A 14630-nucleotide genomic window follows, 5' to 3' on the forward strand; every position below is an offset into this window, starting at 1 on the left:
TCCTACCTGCCCGGCGCAATTTCGACCACTGGAAAAGCACCCCCATGATGTGCTCATCGCCGCGCTTTATCTCATGAATATCCTTGTCGAGGCGAGGTTCCCACCGACGTTCCAGGGAGACGATCCCGATTTCTCCCGGCAAAGATCCGTCATCGATTCGCCCTCAAGCCGCCGGGCAACAAAACGCAGTCTCTCGTCCATTTTCGATGGGTCCTTCCATGGCATCGCAACCTCCCGCCAAAGCGGAAAGTGTTACCCATGTGTCCGGTACAATCTGTCACCTATGTCTCGAGCCGCTCAAGCTTGCCCATCGTTGACGGGCATCACCCTGCCGGAGACCTCCCTGCCGGGCTGGTACGGAACGTAGGCCATACCACTTTCTCCGGCATAGGCGCGGCCATAGTCATGCATCGACCGGATATGGAGCATCTCCATCGCCTGCGGTTCCAGTGCCCCGCTATGGCCCGCTTGCGCGATACCGCGCGCGACGAGCACGGCCCGGCGCTGTCGGATAAGCTCGCGCGCCTCGCCGCCAAACCCGGAATAGCCCACCTGTTGGCTGGTCTCGCCAGCCAGATGACGATCAAGCCAGGTAAGGCCTTGCGCGCTGAGGCGTGCATATCACAATGCTAAAGTGTGCAGATCCTTCAGCGCGCTCGTGATCAGGTTGTAGGCTTGTTCGTTCTCGTCCGGCATCACGATGATCGCGAGGATGGCAAGCTTCAGAGCGAGACCTTGAGGGGTACTTGCCGGTACTTCTGGCAGGGCAGTGAGAAGTTCTTGCCGCGTCTCATATAGAGCCTCCAGACGGTGGTCCATTGCATCTAGTTCCACAGCTTCAGGCATGGCGGCGCATCGTTGCCGGGAAAGGTCGCTCCAATAGCGCTCCCGAATGAGGTAGGTGTCGAGCGCCTGCCAACGCCTGACCAGATCCTGGTGTGTTTCCTCAAGCGCAAGCCAGGCCCTGCAAGCGTCGACAGATGGATCCGTCCGTGCGGGGATATCTCGTACGGCTGCGACGGCAACTGATCCCGCGATAATTTGCCGGCGCGAGAGTTCAAGAATAGCGCGTGAATCAGCATCCGCCGCACCAAGAGGGCGTCGCGACATTGGTTTACCTTTATGGTACATGTGAGTCGTTTAGTGTCACGCACCATAACAGCGTGATCGTTTTAAGTAAATATGATCGTAAAAAGAAAATGACTGATCTCACCTCCGCTCAGATTCGCGCAGCGCGCGCCCTGCTGGATTGGACGCAGCCGAAACTGGCTGAGATGGCGAAACTGTCTGTGCCGACCGTCCGCCGGATGGAGAGTGCTCGCGGGCCTTCAGCGAGTACTCCGGCCAATGTGGACGCAGTGTGCCGGGCGCTGGAAGCGGGTGGAGTTGTTTTCCTAGCCCCGGAAGAAAATAAAGATGGCGGTCCAGGTGTCAGGCTAAAGCTGTAGACTAGGTGAGCGCCCGACATTCGTGACGGAACGTCGCAAAGCCACTGTAAAGCGGCCGTGTCAGCGTCAAGGAAGTCAGATTCGCTCCAGCATCGTCACGGCTTGGAAATGGGCGGTGAAGAATCGTTATGACTATCGTGGTAGCGCGCGGGACTACAGCAATACCTACGATATCGCCGAACAGCTTCCCACGAGGTCCAAGGGCAAACCGGGCAACCAGTTCCTGTCAAACGAGGAATTGACGACGCTCTGGCTGACCCAGCCCGGTGAACTGCGCATGAGCATGACGCCAATAAGCAGGATGTGTCTCGTGCAGAATGTGAGCGTCTGAGAGAACGTCAATCGCACGCAGGGCACGCCTGGAGCGGATCATGCCAAAGGCGTGGAGCAGTAAATGTGCGCCGGTTATGATACCAGGAGTCCGGGTCAGTTGCTCTACGGGTTGACCTGCCTCGGCAACCAGAATGCGCCGGATTGGGCGCCAAAGCTATCACAGCGCCAGCGTACAAAACCGAAGACCTGGCCCGGTTCGAAGAGATGTATTGCGCCCCGACAGGCCACCCTGCGTGAATGGGCGGGCACGTCTGGTCCGTCATGGTCACTTACCGAAAAGCGAAGTAATGACCGGCACTGATCCAGTGCCGGTGAAAGTGCCGCGCGTGCGCGATAGGCGAGTAAACGAAGTGAAGATCACCCTCACGTCCAGCATCCTGCAGCGATTGTTCCCCGACAGCGACCTTGACACTTCACGGCATAAAGCGAATCCATCACTCTATGGGTCTAAACATTCGTCTGAAAATGGACTGTTTCAAGACAATGTCTGTGACCTGGTAGCGATGTTAAAATATCATCGTCAATGAGGACGTGACAAAATCTCAGCGACGCTGCCCAATCGCCTTAGCGGCCAAGGTCGAGGCAGCAAGGATCTGCTTTTTTGACGCGCCAGATCTGGCGAGTGCGTGAAATCCGAGCGCGGATGCCAGAGCGAAAGACGCCAGCGCCTCGTCACCACCACTCAACCTTTTCAGTTTGCGCAACAAATCAGAACGGATGCGCCGGACCTGCCGGCGCAAGGCCGGGTCGAACTGGGGCGACTGGACGAGCGCCTCGGACAGCATACACCCCCGATTTCCCTGCTTTGCGACAAATGCGCCAACAGCTTCGAGAAATTCCACAAGCTCGCGTCGCTGGCCAGCCTCGCCCTCAAGCATGTCCAGCCGGGGAAGGAGCGTGAATTCCATATAGCGGCGGAGGGCGTCGAGGAAGGCGGTCGGCTTGTCCCTGAAGGCGGCATAGAAGCTGCCACGCTGGATGCCGGCAGATTGCTGCAATTTGTCGACGTCGGCGCCATTATAGCCGTGGGTCCAGAACACGTCGACGAGCGCGTCCAGCGCCAGATCTCTGTCAAAGCTGCGAGGTCTTCCTGCCATGCGCCCTAAATGTCGTCTGCAGCAGCCTTCGGCAAGGGACCGCTGCAGACGTTTCTCACAATTTCCGGATTCTGGCGGCCTCTGCGCCCCTAGTCCGCGACAGGGTCGACCCAGGAAAAACGGGCAAAAGCCGGGTCAACAGGCGTATCGGCTATGTGATTCACATAATTTGACAGGGTCTTCTGGGCGACCCCGAGTAGCACATCCAGCACATGCCGCCTCGCATAACCTGCCTCAAGGAACGTGCTCACCTGCTGCGTATCCAACACGCCCCGCTGGCGAACAATCGCCAGCGTGAATTGACGCAAGGCCTCCAGTTTGGGGTCATCCAGCGCATCACCGGCACGCAAAGCATTGATCGTCGCTTCGTCGACCCCTTGCATCATGGCGATTGCGGTATGGGCTGGCACACAATAGTGGCAGGCGTTTTCAACATTAATCGTAAGCCAGACCACATTCCGCTCAACCTTGCTCAGGTCTGACCGCTCGAACAATTCATGCAGGTTCTTGTAGGCTTCAAGGTGCTCAGGGCTTTCGGCCATGACGGCATGCAGGTTGGGGATTCTCCCGAAGGCCTTGGCGGATTCTTTCAGAAGTGGCCTTGCGGCTTCAGGCGCCGTGTCGATGGTATGCAAATCAAATAATGCCATGGGTCTTTCTCCTTGAGGCCCTTCTAGCTGGGTATTCTGTACTGACCGATCAAGAACAGGATAACTGAATTATTCCGAACTGGCGCTCAGGTGATACCTGCATCCCGTCCCCAGGACAGGTACGACCCGCTCCTGCGTCGTTCGATGGCTTCAGGCGACGGGTCGGCATATTCTTCTCCCGGAAGAATACCCGCGGCATCGACCACCCGGTTCATGAACGCATACAGCCCGCAAACGAGCGCGGCATCGTGTATCGCCTCTTCTGACCAGCCGGCCTTCAGCAGTCCCGCGACATCGCTACGGCGCACAAGTGACGGAGTCAGGGCGAGCTTTTCGAGGAACCGGAGCAATTTCAGGAATCGGGCTGGAAGCGGGGCCTCGTCAAATCGCTCAAACAACATGTCGACCAGTGCCGGATCAACATCGAACGCGTGCGCCATGAGCTTGTGTGCGCCATAGCAGAACTTGCACTGATTAAGGCCTGAGACCCAGGCTGCTATCAGCTCCCGTTCGCCAATTGACAGCTCGCTATCGCTTCGCAGGACAGCGTCGTGGAACGCGAGCAGTGGCTCGACGCCCCTTGGGAATCGTTTGAACAGGTCGCTCAGATGCGCGCGGTCCGGAAGGCTCGGATAATAGCTCATGTCGGATTTCCTTTCACGGCGAGTGGTACAGCATTGCATATAAGCGAGGATTGTCAGTCCCCGCATAAGAAATAGTGGACTGAACAGTCCGGAATGCCGGATCGTTGATCCTTCCGCACGCTTTCGTGAGTTTCAGTTCAATAGGGCTTCACGTATTCAGACCCTGCGCCGCCAAACTTGCGGAGCTGATTTCAACCTGGAGACTAGACATATGTCGCACACAACGTTCATTGCAAAATCCCTGATCGCTGGCCTTGCACTCGCCGCAGCCGCTGGCGCCGCAAACGCGAAGCCAAACGCTCAACTTACCCTGGCCGACAATGCGCCCGCGGACGTTCAGTCCGCCTTCACGGCATGGCAGGCTGGTGAGCGAATCGAAGGCCGCAAGGACAAATGTTACGGTATTGCCCTTGCTGGCGAGAACGATTGCAAGGCCGGCAAAGGAACAAGCTGCGAAGGCACATCCACCGTCGACTTCCAGGGAAATGCCTGGACGTTCGCGCCCAAAGGCTCCTGCGACTTCATCGTCTCGCCCGAAGGTCCTGCTGCGTTGAACGAACTGGATCGTAATACACCGGCCTGATCCCAGCCCGGCAACAGAGTTCCTCGGATCACAGTCATGCAACTTCCACCGTCCCCCCCGTCCACTGCGGGTCTCGGGCTAAAACCGGAGCACTTTGCTCCGGCGCTCGAGACCGAAGTTGAAGGATTGTGGTTCGAGGTTCACCCTGAAAACTATATGGTCCAAGGCGGCCCACGCCTGGCCTGGCTGACTGCTATCCGCGAAAAGCGCCAGCTCAGCTTTCACGGCGTCGGCGCGTCTCTCGGCGGACTGGATCCATTCGACAGGCAGCACACCCATGATCTACGTTTATTGATCGAGCGGTTCGATCCGTTTCAGGTGTCCGAGCACGCAACGTTCTCCGCGCACAAGACGCGCTACCATGCAGATCTGCTGCCGCTTCCCCGTACACAGGAAGCGCTGATACATCTTGCAGACCGGGTCGATGCTTTCCAGGCCTTGATCGGTCGGCGAATTCTGATCGAAAACCCCACCAACTACCTGCCGTTCGCCTGCGAGCTCGACGAACCTGAATTTCTTGTGGAAGTCGCCCGCCGATCCGGATGCGGTCTCCTGATGGACATCAATAATATCTGGGTGAGTGCAAATAATGTCGGCGTGGACCCTTATGCTTATGTTCGCGCAATCCCTGGCGAGCTCGTCGGCGAGATTCACGTTGCAGGGCACTCGCAAGACCCTGGGCTTGGCGCCAAATTTCTGATCGACAGTCATGACGCGCCCGTCAGTGAGGGCGTGTGGCACCTTTTGGCCGTTGCGCTTCACGCATGGGGGGCCAGGCCGGTCCTCGTTGAACGTGATGGCAATATCCCACCGTTTGACGACTTGCTTGCCGAATTTCACCACGCCACGCGGATACTGACAGCTTCACAAGAGGCGGCACACGATGCGGCTTGAGCAGCATATCGAAGCCATGTCGTCCTTCGCTGCTGGCCGCGCCGGCGCCGCTGCGCTTACCCCTTTGATGGACTCCAGAGCGCACCCGGGCCAGCGCGCGCAAGTCTATCGCAATTCTGGCATCCTCGCCTGCGTTGAGGCCCTCAGGTCCAACAATCTACGACTGGCAGCCGTCATGGGCGACGCGTTTTTCAGTGCCCTGGCACGGGCCTATGCCGATGCGGAACCGCCCTCGACCCGGAGTCTGGTCGGATACGGTGTGTCGCTCGCTCATTTTATCGCCGCAGCTGAATCTGAACATGGACTGCCCTGGCTCGCAGATATCGCCCGGCTGGACCGGGGTTGGCTCAATGCCCACCTCGCACCAGATGCAGACCCGCTGGCACCGGGCGCGCTTGCCGAGATCGATGGCTCGACCCTGATGGTATCCACCCTGACCATGCATCCGAGCCTTAATATTATCGACATCGAATGGGCGGTGGCATCCCTTTGGACAGACCTGAAATCAGGCGAGCTTCCGAACCGCCAGATGCACCTGGCGTGCCGATCTGAACACGTTCTTTTCTGGCGTCCCGAAGGAGAGGTCAGGATGCGCGTTCTTCATCCCGGAGAACACGCGTTTCTCAGTTCGGCCATGTCCCAATCGCCACTTGGGGATGCATGTGAAGCCGCCCTGGCTGCCGAGCCGTCTATTGATCTTTCGCATCTCATTGCCGGCGCCGTCTCGTCGGGATTGTTCATCACCATCGCTCAACAAGGGGGAGCTAATCATGATACTCATTCAGAGGCTGCAGGCTGGTTATAGCTGGCTTACCAGCAAGGCCAACATGCTGGAACCGTTTGCGCTACTTATCGCGCGCCTGGCCGTGGCCCGGGTATTTTTCATGTCAGGGCTTACAAAATGGAATGGCTTCCTGTCATTCAACCCTGACAAATACGACCTCTTCCTGTTCGAATTCTTCTGCCCGGAAGATAAGCGCGCTGGCGCCCTCGTGCTGTGCACAGACCAGGCGGCGGGCACATACGCACCGACAACACAATGGATTGTCGAGCGCTTCGCCAACATGGCCGGTATCATGGAAATCCTTCTGCCGATCCTTCTTGTCCTCGGACTGACGTCAAGACTGGCGGCCGCCGGACTGCTCACGATGACCCTGGTGATCGAACGCCTTGTCTTCCCGGATGCCGATAGCTGGTGGGGTAGTCACGTCTGGTGGGCGGCCATCCTGTTTGTGATCGTCGCCCGTGGTCCCGGCCGATTCTCTCTTGACCGACTATTCAAGCTCGAATCCTCGAGAACGTGAGAGCCTTGGGGGCCAGCATGTTTCGATCCACCCCAAAATGGTTCTGGCTTGGCTGTGGCGCACTGGGGATCGGTACAGTCCTGGTCGTCCTCCTCAGCTCAGGCTGGCTCGGTTTTCGCCTCGTGCAACTTGAGTGGAAAACGCAAGGCAGCACAGACCTCAGATTTGTATCCGTTGATCTGGCGTTCGAGAACCAGTCAGACATCCAGGCAAAGTCGGGATCCCTGCCCTTCATGGCGGGCGTGGTCATCGATACTGATCGTGATATCTACGACGAGGTGTTCCTGGGAGGAGGCCGTGATCAACCGGATGCACTTTTCAGCTACAGCGCCTTGCTCGGGAGGTTTGTAAATCAGAGCGCAGATCATGATCTCTCAAAACCTTCAAGCGATGCAACAATGGGCGGCGTCTCCGTCGACGTCGACCGGGATGGATGGACCGATTTGATTCTTGCCCGCGAGAGCGGCGTCTGGTTGTATCTCAACTCCAGTGGCAGACTCGGTGATGGAAGAACCATTTTCAAGCCGGAAGCCGGCACCACCGCTCTTTCGGTGACACCTGGAGACGTCAATGCCGATGGGCATGTCGATCTCTACGTTTCCGGCTATATCAGCAATGATCGCGTCGAGGGTCAGACCATCTTCACGCGCCCTTACGGAGGCTACAGTTATCTGTTGCTGGGGGATGCGGCAGGCGACTTCACCGACGCAACGGAATTGTGGGGCCTACGCCGCCAGCACAACACGTTCACGGCCGTCCTGGCCGATATCGATGATGATGGTGACCCAGACCTGGTCGTTGCCCAGGACACAGGACATGTCGAAATCTGGAGAAACAACGACGCGCCGCCTTTCGAGCGGCTCGAAAGCCCATCCGTGAATTCCTATCCAATGGGGATCGCAGCAGGCGATTTTACCGGTGACGGCGCCCTCGATTTCTATTTCTCGAATGTCGGGAACACTCTGCCGTCCTCGCTTCTGCGCGGTGACTTGCCGAAATCAGCGCCATTCAATTCCAACTACATGCTGTTTGTCGGCAACGACCAGGGAGGCTTCAGCGACCATGCCGCTGAAATGAACGCCGCACGGTTGGGTTTCGGCTGGGGTGTGGTTGCGGCTGATTTCAATCTCGATGGCTGGGAAGACATCGCCGTCGCCCAGAATTACGCCAAGTTCGGACAACCGGCACTGATCCACCGCTATGCCGGAAAGATTCTGCAAAATACCCGGGGGCGCAAATTCAACCCGGTAGAGAAGCGCGCAGGCGTGGCCAATCGGCTATTTGCTATTTCCCCACTGGTCGGTGACTTTAACGGCGACGGCCTGCCCGATCTAATCTGGGCCAATCTCAAGGGGCCGGCCAGGGCTTTCCTCAATGCAACGCCCGACCGGCATGGTATACGCATTCGGCTCGACGACTCGGTTTCAGCCTATTCGGCCCGTATTGAGGTTCTTGTCGATGGTCGAACACTTGTCCGCCAGGCGGTACCGGCTCAGGGACTGTGTTCCGATAGCACGGCGGATATTTTCATCGGACTGGGCGATGCCGCGACCGCCGGGAGAATTACCCTCCGGTTTCCGGATGGCGAGGTACGCTCAGCAGAGCAAGTCGCGGCCAACACCGTCCTGGACTGGCGGGTCGATGCGCCATGACTTGTGTCGACACCAATCCTCGTCAAAACCTTGTCTGGTTCGGAATTGCCGGCCTTGTCGGCGCCCTGCTGACCGGGATCGGCGAAGGGGTCTTGCAACTTGTCCCGGGGGGCAATTACACAGACCCGGACTATGGATTTTTTCTGGATGTCAGTCGGGCAAGATTGACGTTTGGGCACTTCCTCAGCGTCTCGGCTGCCCCTCTCTATCTTGCCGGTTATTGGCACCTCACAGGTCATCTCCTGCCGCAAGCGCCCAAATGGCGTTTTGGAATTTTCGTATGTTGCGCCTGGGCGTTCATTCTCGCAACGGTCTGGATCGGTCAACGCGCGTTGATTGCTGAAACCGTGCAAGATCTCAGTTCGGACGGAGCCAGCCTGGATCTTCTGGTTCACCAGAGGTTGCTTCACGAGCCCTTGGTGAATGCACTTCGCTTCGTCATGGCGGCCTTTTCGATTATCTGGATACGGCGCATCCTTTCGGGAAAGACACGCTACCCGCGCTGGATGGCATTGTTCAGTCCGGCACTTTTGCTCGCTCTGATTTTTGGCCTATATGCCGCGGCGCCCGTGATCGGATGGCTGGTATTGCCGACGGCCATGAACACGTCACACGCCATACTTTTCACATTGTCCCTCCTCACGACGAGCCGGATTGAAGGACAATGACATCGCGGTTGTTTCTGGCCATTGTCGCCATGTTTGGACTGATTCCGGCAGCTTTGTTGACGGGAGAACATTTCTCGACGGGTACCGCTTGTCCTCTGATCGGACCGCTACCTGCCTGCCTTCTTGTCTTCGCTGGATATGGTCTCATTTTCTATTCCGCGATGGCATGGGGATGGAAGAGACATTTGGCGTTCCTGGCCGGATGGTTGCCTGTCGCTTTTCTTGCGTTTCTCGCGACGGTTCTCGAGATCGCCAACGGGCCCTTCTGTCCACGTGCATTTGGCTTTCTGCCACAGTGTTTCCTCTCCCTGCTGCTATCTGTGCTCATCGGAGCCGTCTGGGTGACCGGAATTCTGCGTCACCGCAAAGCCCGATACTTCGAAAGGTCAAGAAGATGAAACGCCTTTGCTTGCTAGCCCTGTGTGCTCTGCTGGGCGGTTGCGTCAGCGTCTACCCTGCAGCCGTTTCGCCGACGCCCTGGGAGACTTCAGGTGCAGCGGCGTCGCGGCCGGGAGACGGCGTGCCACAAAACACCTCGCAGATGCTTTATGTCACGGATCGCAACATGCTCGAGACCGAACAAGGCTTTGGTACCGACCGGTCGACCGCGATGGCTTTTGGCCATGTCAGGATTGACACCACCAATATGGGGCAGCGAGACTTCGACGCCTACATGTCGGGACACGCGATCAGCGACAAGCGACCGCGTTATGCCGCGACGCTGACTGATGAAATCGTTCGGTTTCCGGGAACGCCCCTGCCTTTTGCGATCGAGAAGGGCGTGCTCATCCGTGATAGAAGCGCAATGGCCGCCTACAAGGGCGCAGGCGCACAATTTCAAGCCGCACTCACGCAGGAGCTGGAAGACAACGACACCGGCAAAGTCATTCTCTATGTTCACGGCTTCAACAATACGTTCGATGATGGTGCGTTCAACCTGTTCGAACTCTGGTCAGCTGCCGGCAGGGCCGGCGTCCCGATACTGTTCAGCTGGCCGACGGGCGGGCACAAGGCATTGGGCTACTTCAGTGACACGCAAAGCGGTGACTTTTCAGTCTACCATCTGAAAGAAACGCTGCGACTCATCTCTGCAACAGGAGCGGTCGATGAGTTAGTTGTTGTTACGCACAGTCACGGCGCATCAATTGTGACGTCAGCCCTGCGGGAACTGTTGATCGAATCCCGAGGTGCTGGAGTATCGATGCGCGACACTTATCGGATCGACACTTTGATCATGGCTGCGCCAGACATCGATCTTGGCGTGATGGAGCAACGTCTTGTCGCCGAAGCCTTCGGCATCGGATTTGGCCAGATCGATGTCTATCTCAACCCAGGCGACAACGCGCTTGGTCTTGCTGGCTGGATATTTGGGTCGCCGCGATTTGGCGCAGCCCGGCCCGATCAATTGTCGCCTGAATCGCGGGCTGTTTTTCAGGGCGTCAAATCCGTTCACTTCATCATGGTCCAGGACGCCAATCAGTTTGATAGGCACAATTATTTTCGGCTACATCCAGGCGTCCTCGCAGACATCGCCGTCACACTCCGTACCGGCGCCCGTCCTGGCGACCGCGAGCGTGGGCTTGTACATATTGACCTGAATTTCTGGCAGATCGACCAGACCTACAGGCCAGGCCAGGCTGAGTCGGGACGATCCAGATCCGCTCTGCCTGCCCGGACTTACAGCAGCCATCCATCTGAAAGTCGCGCCTCAGGAGGGTCAAGCCATTGAGCCGCGACGTGCCTGGCGTCCTCACTCATCGCGCTCTCGAAGGGAACGTGCATATGCAAACCAGACCAGCCGCACCTGACACACAACTCGAGAATGAAATCCGGATAGGCGATCGCTCGATCGCGCTTGTAACAGCCATACTCCTGATCCTGATGGCGCTGGTATACGTGATGACCCCGGCGCCCGGTGATGCAAGTTCGAAAAGCTTGGATCCTGTCTGGCCGGCCATGTCTGCGCTCGCAATCCTATCGCTTTTCCGCATCTACATGTCACGTCGGCGACCGCTTCCGTCCTGGCTTTCATACATAACAATGGCTGGCGAATTTGCCGTCCTGTTCACTCTGATCGTCTGTTTTGAAGCCAAGTATGATCAGCCTCCTGCTTTTGTGCTGAAATCACCGACGGTCATCTGGCTCTTCGTTCTGATTGGCCTGCGAGCCCTGAGATTAGATCCCCTGGAGGTTCTCGCAGCCGGCGCAATGGCTGCCACCGGATGGACCGGCCTGACCCTGTGGGCTGTCTGGCAAAGTCCGCCGAGTGCAATAACGCACGACTTTGTGGCCTATATGTCCGGACCGTCCATTCTTGTCGGCGCCGAAGTCGAGAAAGTCCTCGCCATTCTCCTGTTCTCGTTCAGCCTCGCGATTGCGATGCGGCGAGGACAGCGCTTCATGGGGCGTGTGACTGATTATGCCAGCCAGCTCGTGCGCCTGCTGAAAAAGGAAAAGCGCCTTCTCGCAAAGCTCAGGCAGGAATCTGAAGAACGACAGCAGACAGCGCGTCAGCTGCATGATGCCTTGTACACAGATGCCCTGACAGGGCTGCCCAGCCGGCAGGCACTGAATGATGAACTCGATCAGCGGGCAAGGCAGCGCCCCTTTCGCCCGCTCCGGCTTGTTCTCGTTGATCTCTGCAGCTTCAGGCGTTTCAACGACACAATGGGCCGGGTTGCCGGGGATGCGCTGCTTGTGCGCGCGGCTCAGGACCTGCGTGGCGCGTCCCGGCCTTCGACATTCATCGCGCGGATCGCCGCAGACGAATTCGCGATTCTTGCGTCCGTGCACCCGGATGAATTGGAAGGCGAGGATATTCCGAGCCTTGGGAGTTTCGGCCGGTCGATTGACGCTGGCAGCTTCACGTTCTCAGGGGGGGCCAATTCCGGTGCCGCATGGGCGAGGGAGTCTCGGGATATCCCGATGCTGATGCACAATGCCAGCCTCGCCCTGAACGAGGCCAAGCGCCTCGGGCGCCAGAGGTCGGTTGACTTTGACAAGGGGCAACGCCAGCGCGCCGAGCGCCTTGCTCAGTTGGAATCCCACTTGCACACAGCCATCCGGAGCCGCCAGTTGTGGGTCGCCTACCAGCCGATCGTTTGCTTGTCGACCAATCTGCTCGCAGGTTGGGAGGCGCTGCTGCGCTGGACGCACCCTTTGCTGGGTCCGGTGCCGCCGGTCGATTTCATTCCGCTGCTTGAAGAATCTGGCCTGATCAACCAGGTCGGCCGCCGCATCCTGATCGTTGCGGCTGAAGACGCGCGCCGCATGTCGCTCGCGCTCGGCCGGAAAGACCTCTTCATGAGCGTCAACGTGTCCCCGTTTCAGCTCAACGAGCCCTCTACACTTGTGGGAGCCGTCCACAAGGCGCGTACGCGCTTTGCCCGGCTGAAACTGGAGCTCACCGAGAGTGGTGTGGCCGAGGATCCTGTCCGCGCCCGGTCGGTCCTGTCACAGTTGCGAGACGCCGGGGTTGAATTGTCACTGGACGATTTCGGCACCGGCATGTCGTCGCTGGCCCACCTTCAGCAATTCGAGTTCGACTATCTCAAGATCGACCGGGCCTTTGTCCAGAGTGACGAGGACGCCTTTATCAAGGGAATCCTGCTCCTTGCCGGCTCACTTGGGCTCGTCACGATTGCCGAGGGCATTGAAACAGATGCAGACCGGAAAAGGCTGCTTGAACTCGGAGCGCGGTATGGTCAGGGTTATTTCTGGGGCGCAGCAACGCCAGCAGCGGCATGGATCAACGGCGCGCCTTTTACTACCTTCCGCAAGGCAGCAGTCTGACATGGGCGAATTGACCGCCTGCCACCGCTTGAAGAGAGTTTGACGACATCATGCGCCCCATCCTGACCAGAGGTCTCATTGTCGCGATACTGGTCGGTTCGCTCCTGACCCTGATCAACCAGTTCGAACGGGTCGTGGCGGTTGAACCCCTGAACTGGTGGAAAATGGGCCTCAGCTATATTGTACCTTTCTGCGTGTCGGTCTTCAGCGCCATGGCTGTCGGCCCCAAGTCAGACTGACCCACGCGAGAACCGGTTCCACAGGCTCAAGAGACTTCGTCCCGGGCCAAACGTATCCGTTCTGCCATGTCCTTTACCGATGTGCCCTTCCCTATCCGGGACATCTCCTCCTGTGCCGCAATATCCATCAGGATCAGCTGGCCTGTCCGGATGCCGTCCAATGTGGCCCTTCGGATTGCAGGACCAATCCCCGCCTCATCAGCTGCTTTGAGCAGGGCGCCTTCATTCTTGTCTGTGAAGTCGAGCAAGACAAAGCTGACGCCAGTCCAGTCTTCGGAGGCTCGCACCGATTCAACCTTGGGATCGAGCACCTTGCAGCTCGGGCACCATTCCGCGAAGATCAGGACTGCCGCGACGCGATCGCCCTCCAGCACGTCGTGCCGGGCGGTCAGCTGACTCTCATATTTCTGCGTACAGGCGCAAAGACCAAACAGGGATAAACCAACAGCGGCAAAAAGATATGTCAGTTTCACGCGGGACTCCGCCAATCTTGCTTGAACATCACGGGATCCATAGCAGAGAAATAGCCAGTCAGACGTCACATGTCCTGACGATTGCGTGAGCACCTGCTGGCCGGCGCGGCGCAAAGCCTCCAGTCGTCGCACATGGGCAGCGACAAATTCTTCCTGCGGCAGGCGCAGCTATCGGTCCCGGTCCCATAGTCGGTCGACGCGACGAACACTCAACACAGTCTGATCTTCAAATGATTCTATCTCTGCCCCGGCCACGTCCAATCCAAAGGCCTGGCAGAGCTCAAGGCATACGTATTCGTTCGCAACGCCATCGGTCATGTCGATCTCGTTCTGGAGAATACCAATGGGCGGCTTCAGCATATGTGTTGTGGCAATCGGGCCTTCCGCCCTCATCCATATTCAAGAGCGCCGTCTTGTCCTGAGCACCAGCGATGGAGATGCGGAAGTCATTGTCGTCCGGATCCAGCCCGAGCGGGTTGACCTTGAGCTTGTGGATTATCTCGGCAATCTCCGCTTCTGTCAGCGGTCCACCCGCTACATAACCGGCCACACCGGGGCTTCGTCTTCTGAGTGAAATTGCAGAGTGCCTACGCAATCCCTGCCCGCGACTGCCAGCAAAGAGACTGCATCAGTCCCTTTGGCTCTGAGCCGCGCGGCCAAACTGGCCCGTACACGCGGGGCATCCTGGCAATCGGTTCTTGAAAACGTTTATGACAGGCGCGCCGCGATAGGTTTCATCTCGTATCGGCGGCGAAATTGACACTTGCATGGCTTGATCCCAACCGAGCCAGTCTGCATCATATGTAAAGCTGATCGCCCGGACGACGCCTGTACCAGGACGCCAACCCTACTT

At 58.1% G+C, this 14630-nt stretch carries 23 protein-coding genes; 12 read left to right on the forward strand and 11 right to left on the reverse strand.

What is annotated here, in order from left to right; genetic code table 11:
• Nucleotides 1-297: 297 nt before the first annotated feature.
• Together HY30_RS20700 and HY30_RS14960 are read right to left on the reverse strand one after the other, a co-directional pair.
• Complete coding sequence (locus tag HY30_RS20700; protein WP_034742373.1) at nt 298-552, reverse strand: DUF3363 domain-containing protein; 255 nt, start codon at nt 550-552, stop codon at nt 298-300.
• Between the two features lie 69 nt (nt 553-621).
• Nucleotides 622-1110, reverse strand: a complete 489-nt coding sequence (locus HY30_RS14960) for a hypothetical protein (RefSeq protein ID WP_034742376.1) — start codon at nt 1108-1110, stop codon at nt 622-624.
• A gap of 89 nt (nt 1111-1199) precedes the next feature.
• On the opposite strand from HY30_RS14960, the gene HY30_RS19800 reads away from it, so the two are divergent.
• On the forward strand, nt 1200-1448 hold the full coding sequence (locus tag HY30_RS19800) for a helix-turn-helix transcriptional regulator (RefSeq protein WP_081812274.1): 249 nt from the start codon (nt 1200-1202) through the stop codon (nt 1446-1448).
• Between the two features lie 115 nt (nt 1449-1563).
• Complete coding sequence (locus HY30_RS14965; RefSeq protein WP_034742379.1) at nt 1564-1779, forward strand: hypothetical protein; 216 nt, start codon at nt 1564-1566, stop codon at nt 1777-1779.
• On the opposite strand, the gene HY30_RS20705 is transcribed toward HY30_RS14965, so the two are convergent.
• Nucleotides 1675-1923 (reverse strand): DUF2840 domain-containing protein, encoded by a 249-nt coding sequence (locus tag HY30_RS20705; protein WP_155839367.1) that lies wholly within the window; start codon nt 1921-1923, stop codon nt 1675-1677. The two genes, HY30_RS14965 and HY30_RS20705, sit on opposite strands and share 105 nt — an antisense overlap.
• 145 nt (nt 1924-2068) lie before the next feature.
• On the opposite strand from HY30_RS20705, the gene HY30_RS20525 reads away from it, so the two are divergent.
• A complete protein-coding gene (locus HY30_RS20525; protein WP_241765747.1) occupies nt 2069-2308 on the forward strand; it encodes a hypothetical protein in 240 nt (79 codons plus the stop codon).
• A gap of 15 nt (nt 2309-2323) precedes the next feature.
• On the opposite strand, the gene HY30_RS19435 is transcribed toward HY30_RS20525, so the two are convergent.
• The 3 genes from HY30_RS19435 to HY30_RS14980 all read right to left on the reverse strand — a co-directional run bounded on the left by HY30_RS19435 (nt 2324) and on the right by HY30_RS14980 (nt 4172).
• A complete protein-coding gene (locus tag HY30_RS19435) occupies nt 2324-2878 on the reverse strand; it encodes a TetR/AcrR family transcriptional regulator (protein ID WP_051615537.1) in 555 nt (184 codons plus the stop codon).
• An 89-nt stretch (nt 2879-2967) separates the two neighbouring features.
• The gene (locus HY30_RS14975; protein WP_034742382.1) at nt 2968-3528 is read right to left on the reverse strand and encodes a carboxymuconolactone decarboxylase family protein; all 561 of its coding nucleotides are present in this window, start codon (nt 3526-3528) and stop codon (nt 2968-2970) included.
• An 86-nt stretch (nt 3529-3614) separates the two neighbouring features.
• Nucleotides 3615-4172, reverse strand: coding sequence for a carboxymuconolactone decarboxylase family protein (locus HY30_RS14980; RefSeq protein ID WP_034742384.1), 558 nt, complete (start codon nt 4170-4172; stop codon nt 3615-3617).
• 211 nt (nt 4173-4383) lie between these two features.
• On the opposite strand from HY30_RS14980, the gene HY30_RS14985 reads away from it, so the two are divergent.
• The 9 genes from HY30_RS14985 to nrtS all read left to right on the forward strand — a co-directional run bounded on the left by HY30_RS14985 (nt 4384) and on the right by nrtS (nt 13304).
• Nucleotides 4384-4755 (forward strand): BufA1 family periplasmic bufferin-type metallophore, encoded by a 372-nt coding sequence (locus HY30_RS14985; RefSeq protein ID WP_045693610.1) that lies wholly within the window; start codon nt 4384-4386, stop codon nt 4753-4755.
• Between the two features lie 36 nt (nt 4756-4791).
• A complete protein-coding gene (gene bufB / locus HY30_RS14990) occupies nt 4792-5649 on the forward strand; it encodes an MNIO family bufferin maturase (protein WP_034742387.1) in 858 nt (285 codons plus the stop codon).
• Nucleotides 5639-6454: an HvfC/BufC family peptide modification chaperone gene (locus HY30_RS14995; RefSeq protein ID WP_034742391.1), complete on the forward strand. Its 816-nt coding sequence runs from the start codon at nt 5639-5641 to the stop codon at nt 6452-6454. Before bufB ends, HY30_RS14995 begins: the two co-directional genes overlap by 11 nt.
• Nucleotides 6420-6953 carry a DoxX family protein gene (locus HY30_RS15000; RefSeq protein ID WP_034742394.1) on the forward strand — a complete coding sequence of 178 codons (534 nt, stop codon included), beginning with the start codon at nt 6420-6422 and terminating at the stop codon, nt 6951-6953. Before HY30_RS14995 ends, HY30_RS15000 begins: the two co-directional genes overlap by 35 nt.
• A gap of 17 nt (nt 6954-6970) precedes the next feature.
• Entirely contained in the window at nt 6971-8605 is a 1635-nt protein-coding gene (locus HY30_RS15005) for a CRTAC1 family protein (RefSeq protein ID WP_051615538.1), read from the forward strand.
• A complete protein-coding gene (locus HY30_RS15010) occupies nt 8602-9273 on the forward strand; it encodes a DUF6796 family protein (protein ID WP_034742399.1) in 672 nt (223 codons plus the stop codon). Before HY30_RS15005 ends, HY30_RS15010 begins: the two co-directional genes overlap by 4 nt.
• A 394-nt stretch (nt 9274-9667) precedes the next feature.
• The gene (locus HY30_RS15020; RefSeq protein WP_162176958.1) at nt 9668-11002 is read left to right on the forward strand and encodes an alpha/beta hydrolase; all 1335 of its coding nucleotides are present in this window, start codon (nt 9668-9670) and stop codon (nt 11000-11002) included.
• 53 nt (nt 11003-11055) lie between these two features.
• Nucleotides 11056-13065, forward strand: a complete 2010-nt coding sequence (locus HY30_RS15025) for a putative bifunctional diguanylate cyclase/phosphodiesterase (protein WP_034742408.1) — start codon at nt 11056-11058, stop codon at nt 13063-13065.
• Between the two features lie 50 nt (nt 13066-13115).
• The gene (gene nrtS, locus HY30_RS15030) at nt 13116-13304 is read left to right on the forward strand and encodes a nitrate/nitrite transporter NrtS (protein WP_034742410.1); all 189 of its coding nucleotides are present in this window, start codon (nt 13116-13118) and stop codon (nt 13302-13304) included.
• 26 nt (nt 13305-13330) lie between these two features.
• On the opposite strand, the gene HY30_RS15035 is transcribed toward nrtS, so the two are convergent.
• From HY30_RS15035 to HY30_RS20720, 5 genes are read right to left on the reverse strand one after another with little or no spacing between them, the layout of a single operon-like run.
• On the reverse strand, nt 13331-13891 hold the full coding sequence (locus HY30_RS15035; protein ID WP_045693612.1) for a YbbN family protein: 561 nt from the start codon (nt 13889-13891) through the stop codon (nt 13331-13333).
• A 54-nt stretch (nt 13892-13945) separates the two neighbouring features.
• Complete coding sequence (locus HY30_RS20710) at nt 13946-14137, reverse strand: HipA domain-containing protein (protein ID WP_051615539.1); 192 nt, start codon at nt 14135-14137, stop codon at nt 13946-13948.
• Nucleotides 14058-14327 (reverse strand): type II toxin-antitoxin system HipA family toxin, encoded by a 270-nt coding sequence (locus HY30_RS20220; RefSeq protein ID WP_162176954.1) that lies wholly within the window; start codon nt 14325-14327, stop codon nt 14058-14060. The genes HY30_RS20710 and HY30_RS20220 overlap by 80 nt, the downstream gene beginning before the upstream one ends.
• The gene (locus HY30_RS20715) at nt 14312-14437 is read right to left on the reverse strand and encodes a hypothetical protein (protein WP_418887178.1); all 126 of its coding nucleotides are present in this window, start codon (nt 14435-14437) and stop codon (nt 14312-14314) included. The genes HY30_RS20220 and HY30_RS20715 overlap by 16 nt, the downstream gene beginning before the upstream one ends.
• A complete protein-coding gene (locus tag HY30_RS20720; protein WP_081812279.1) occupies nt 14406-14591 on the reverse strand; it encodes a HipA N-terminal domain-containing protein in 186 nt (61 codons plus the stop codon). Before HY30_RS20720 ends, HY30_RS20715 begins: the two co-directional genes overlap by 32 nt.
• Nucleotides 14592-14630 lie beyond the last annotated feature (39 nt).

Origin of the sequence: Hyphomonas chukchiensis (genome assembly GCF_000682695.1) — a bacterium.
Lineage (GTDB): Bacteria > Pseudomonadota > Alphaproteobacteria > Caulobacterales > Hyphomonadaceae > Hyphomonas > Hyphomonas chukchiensis.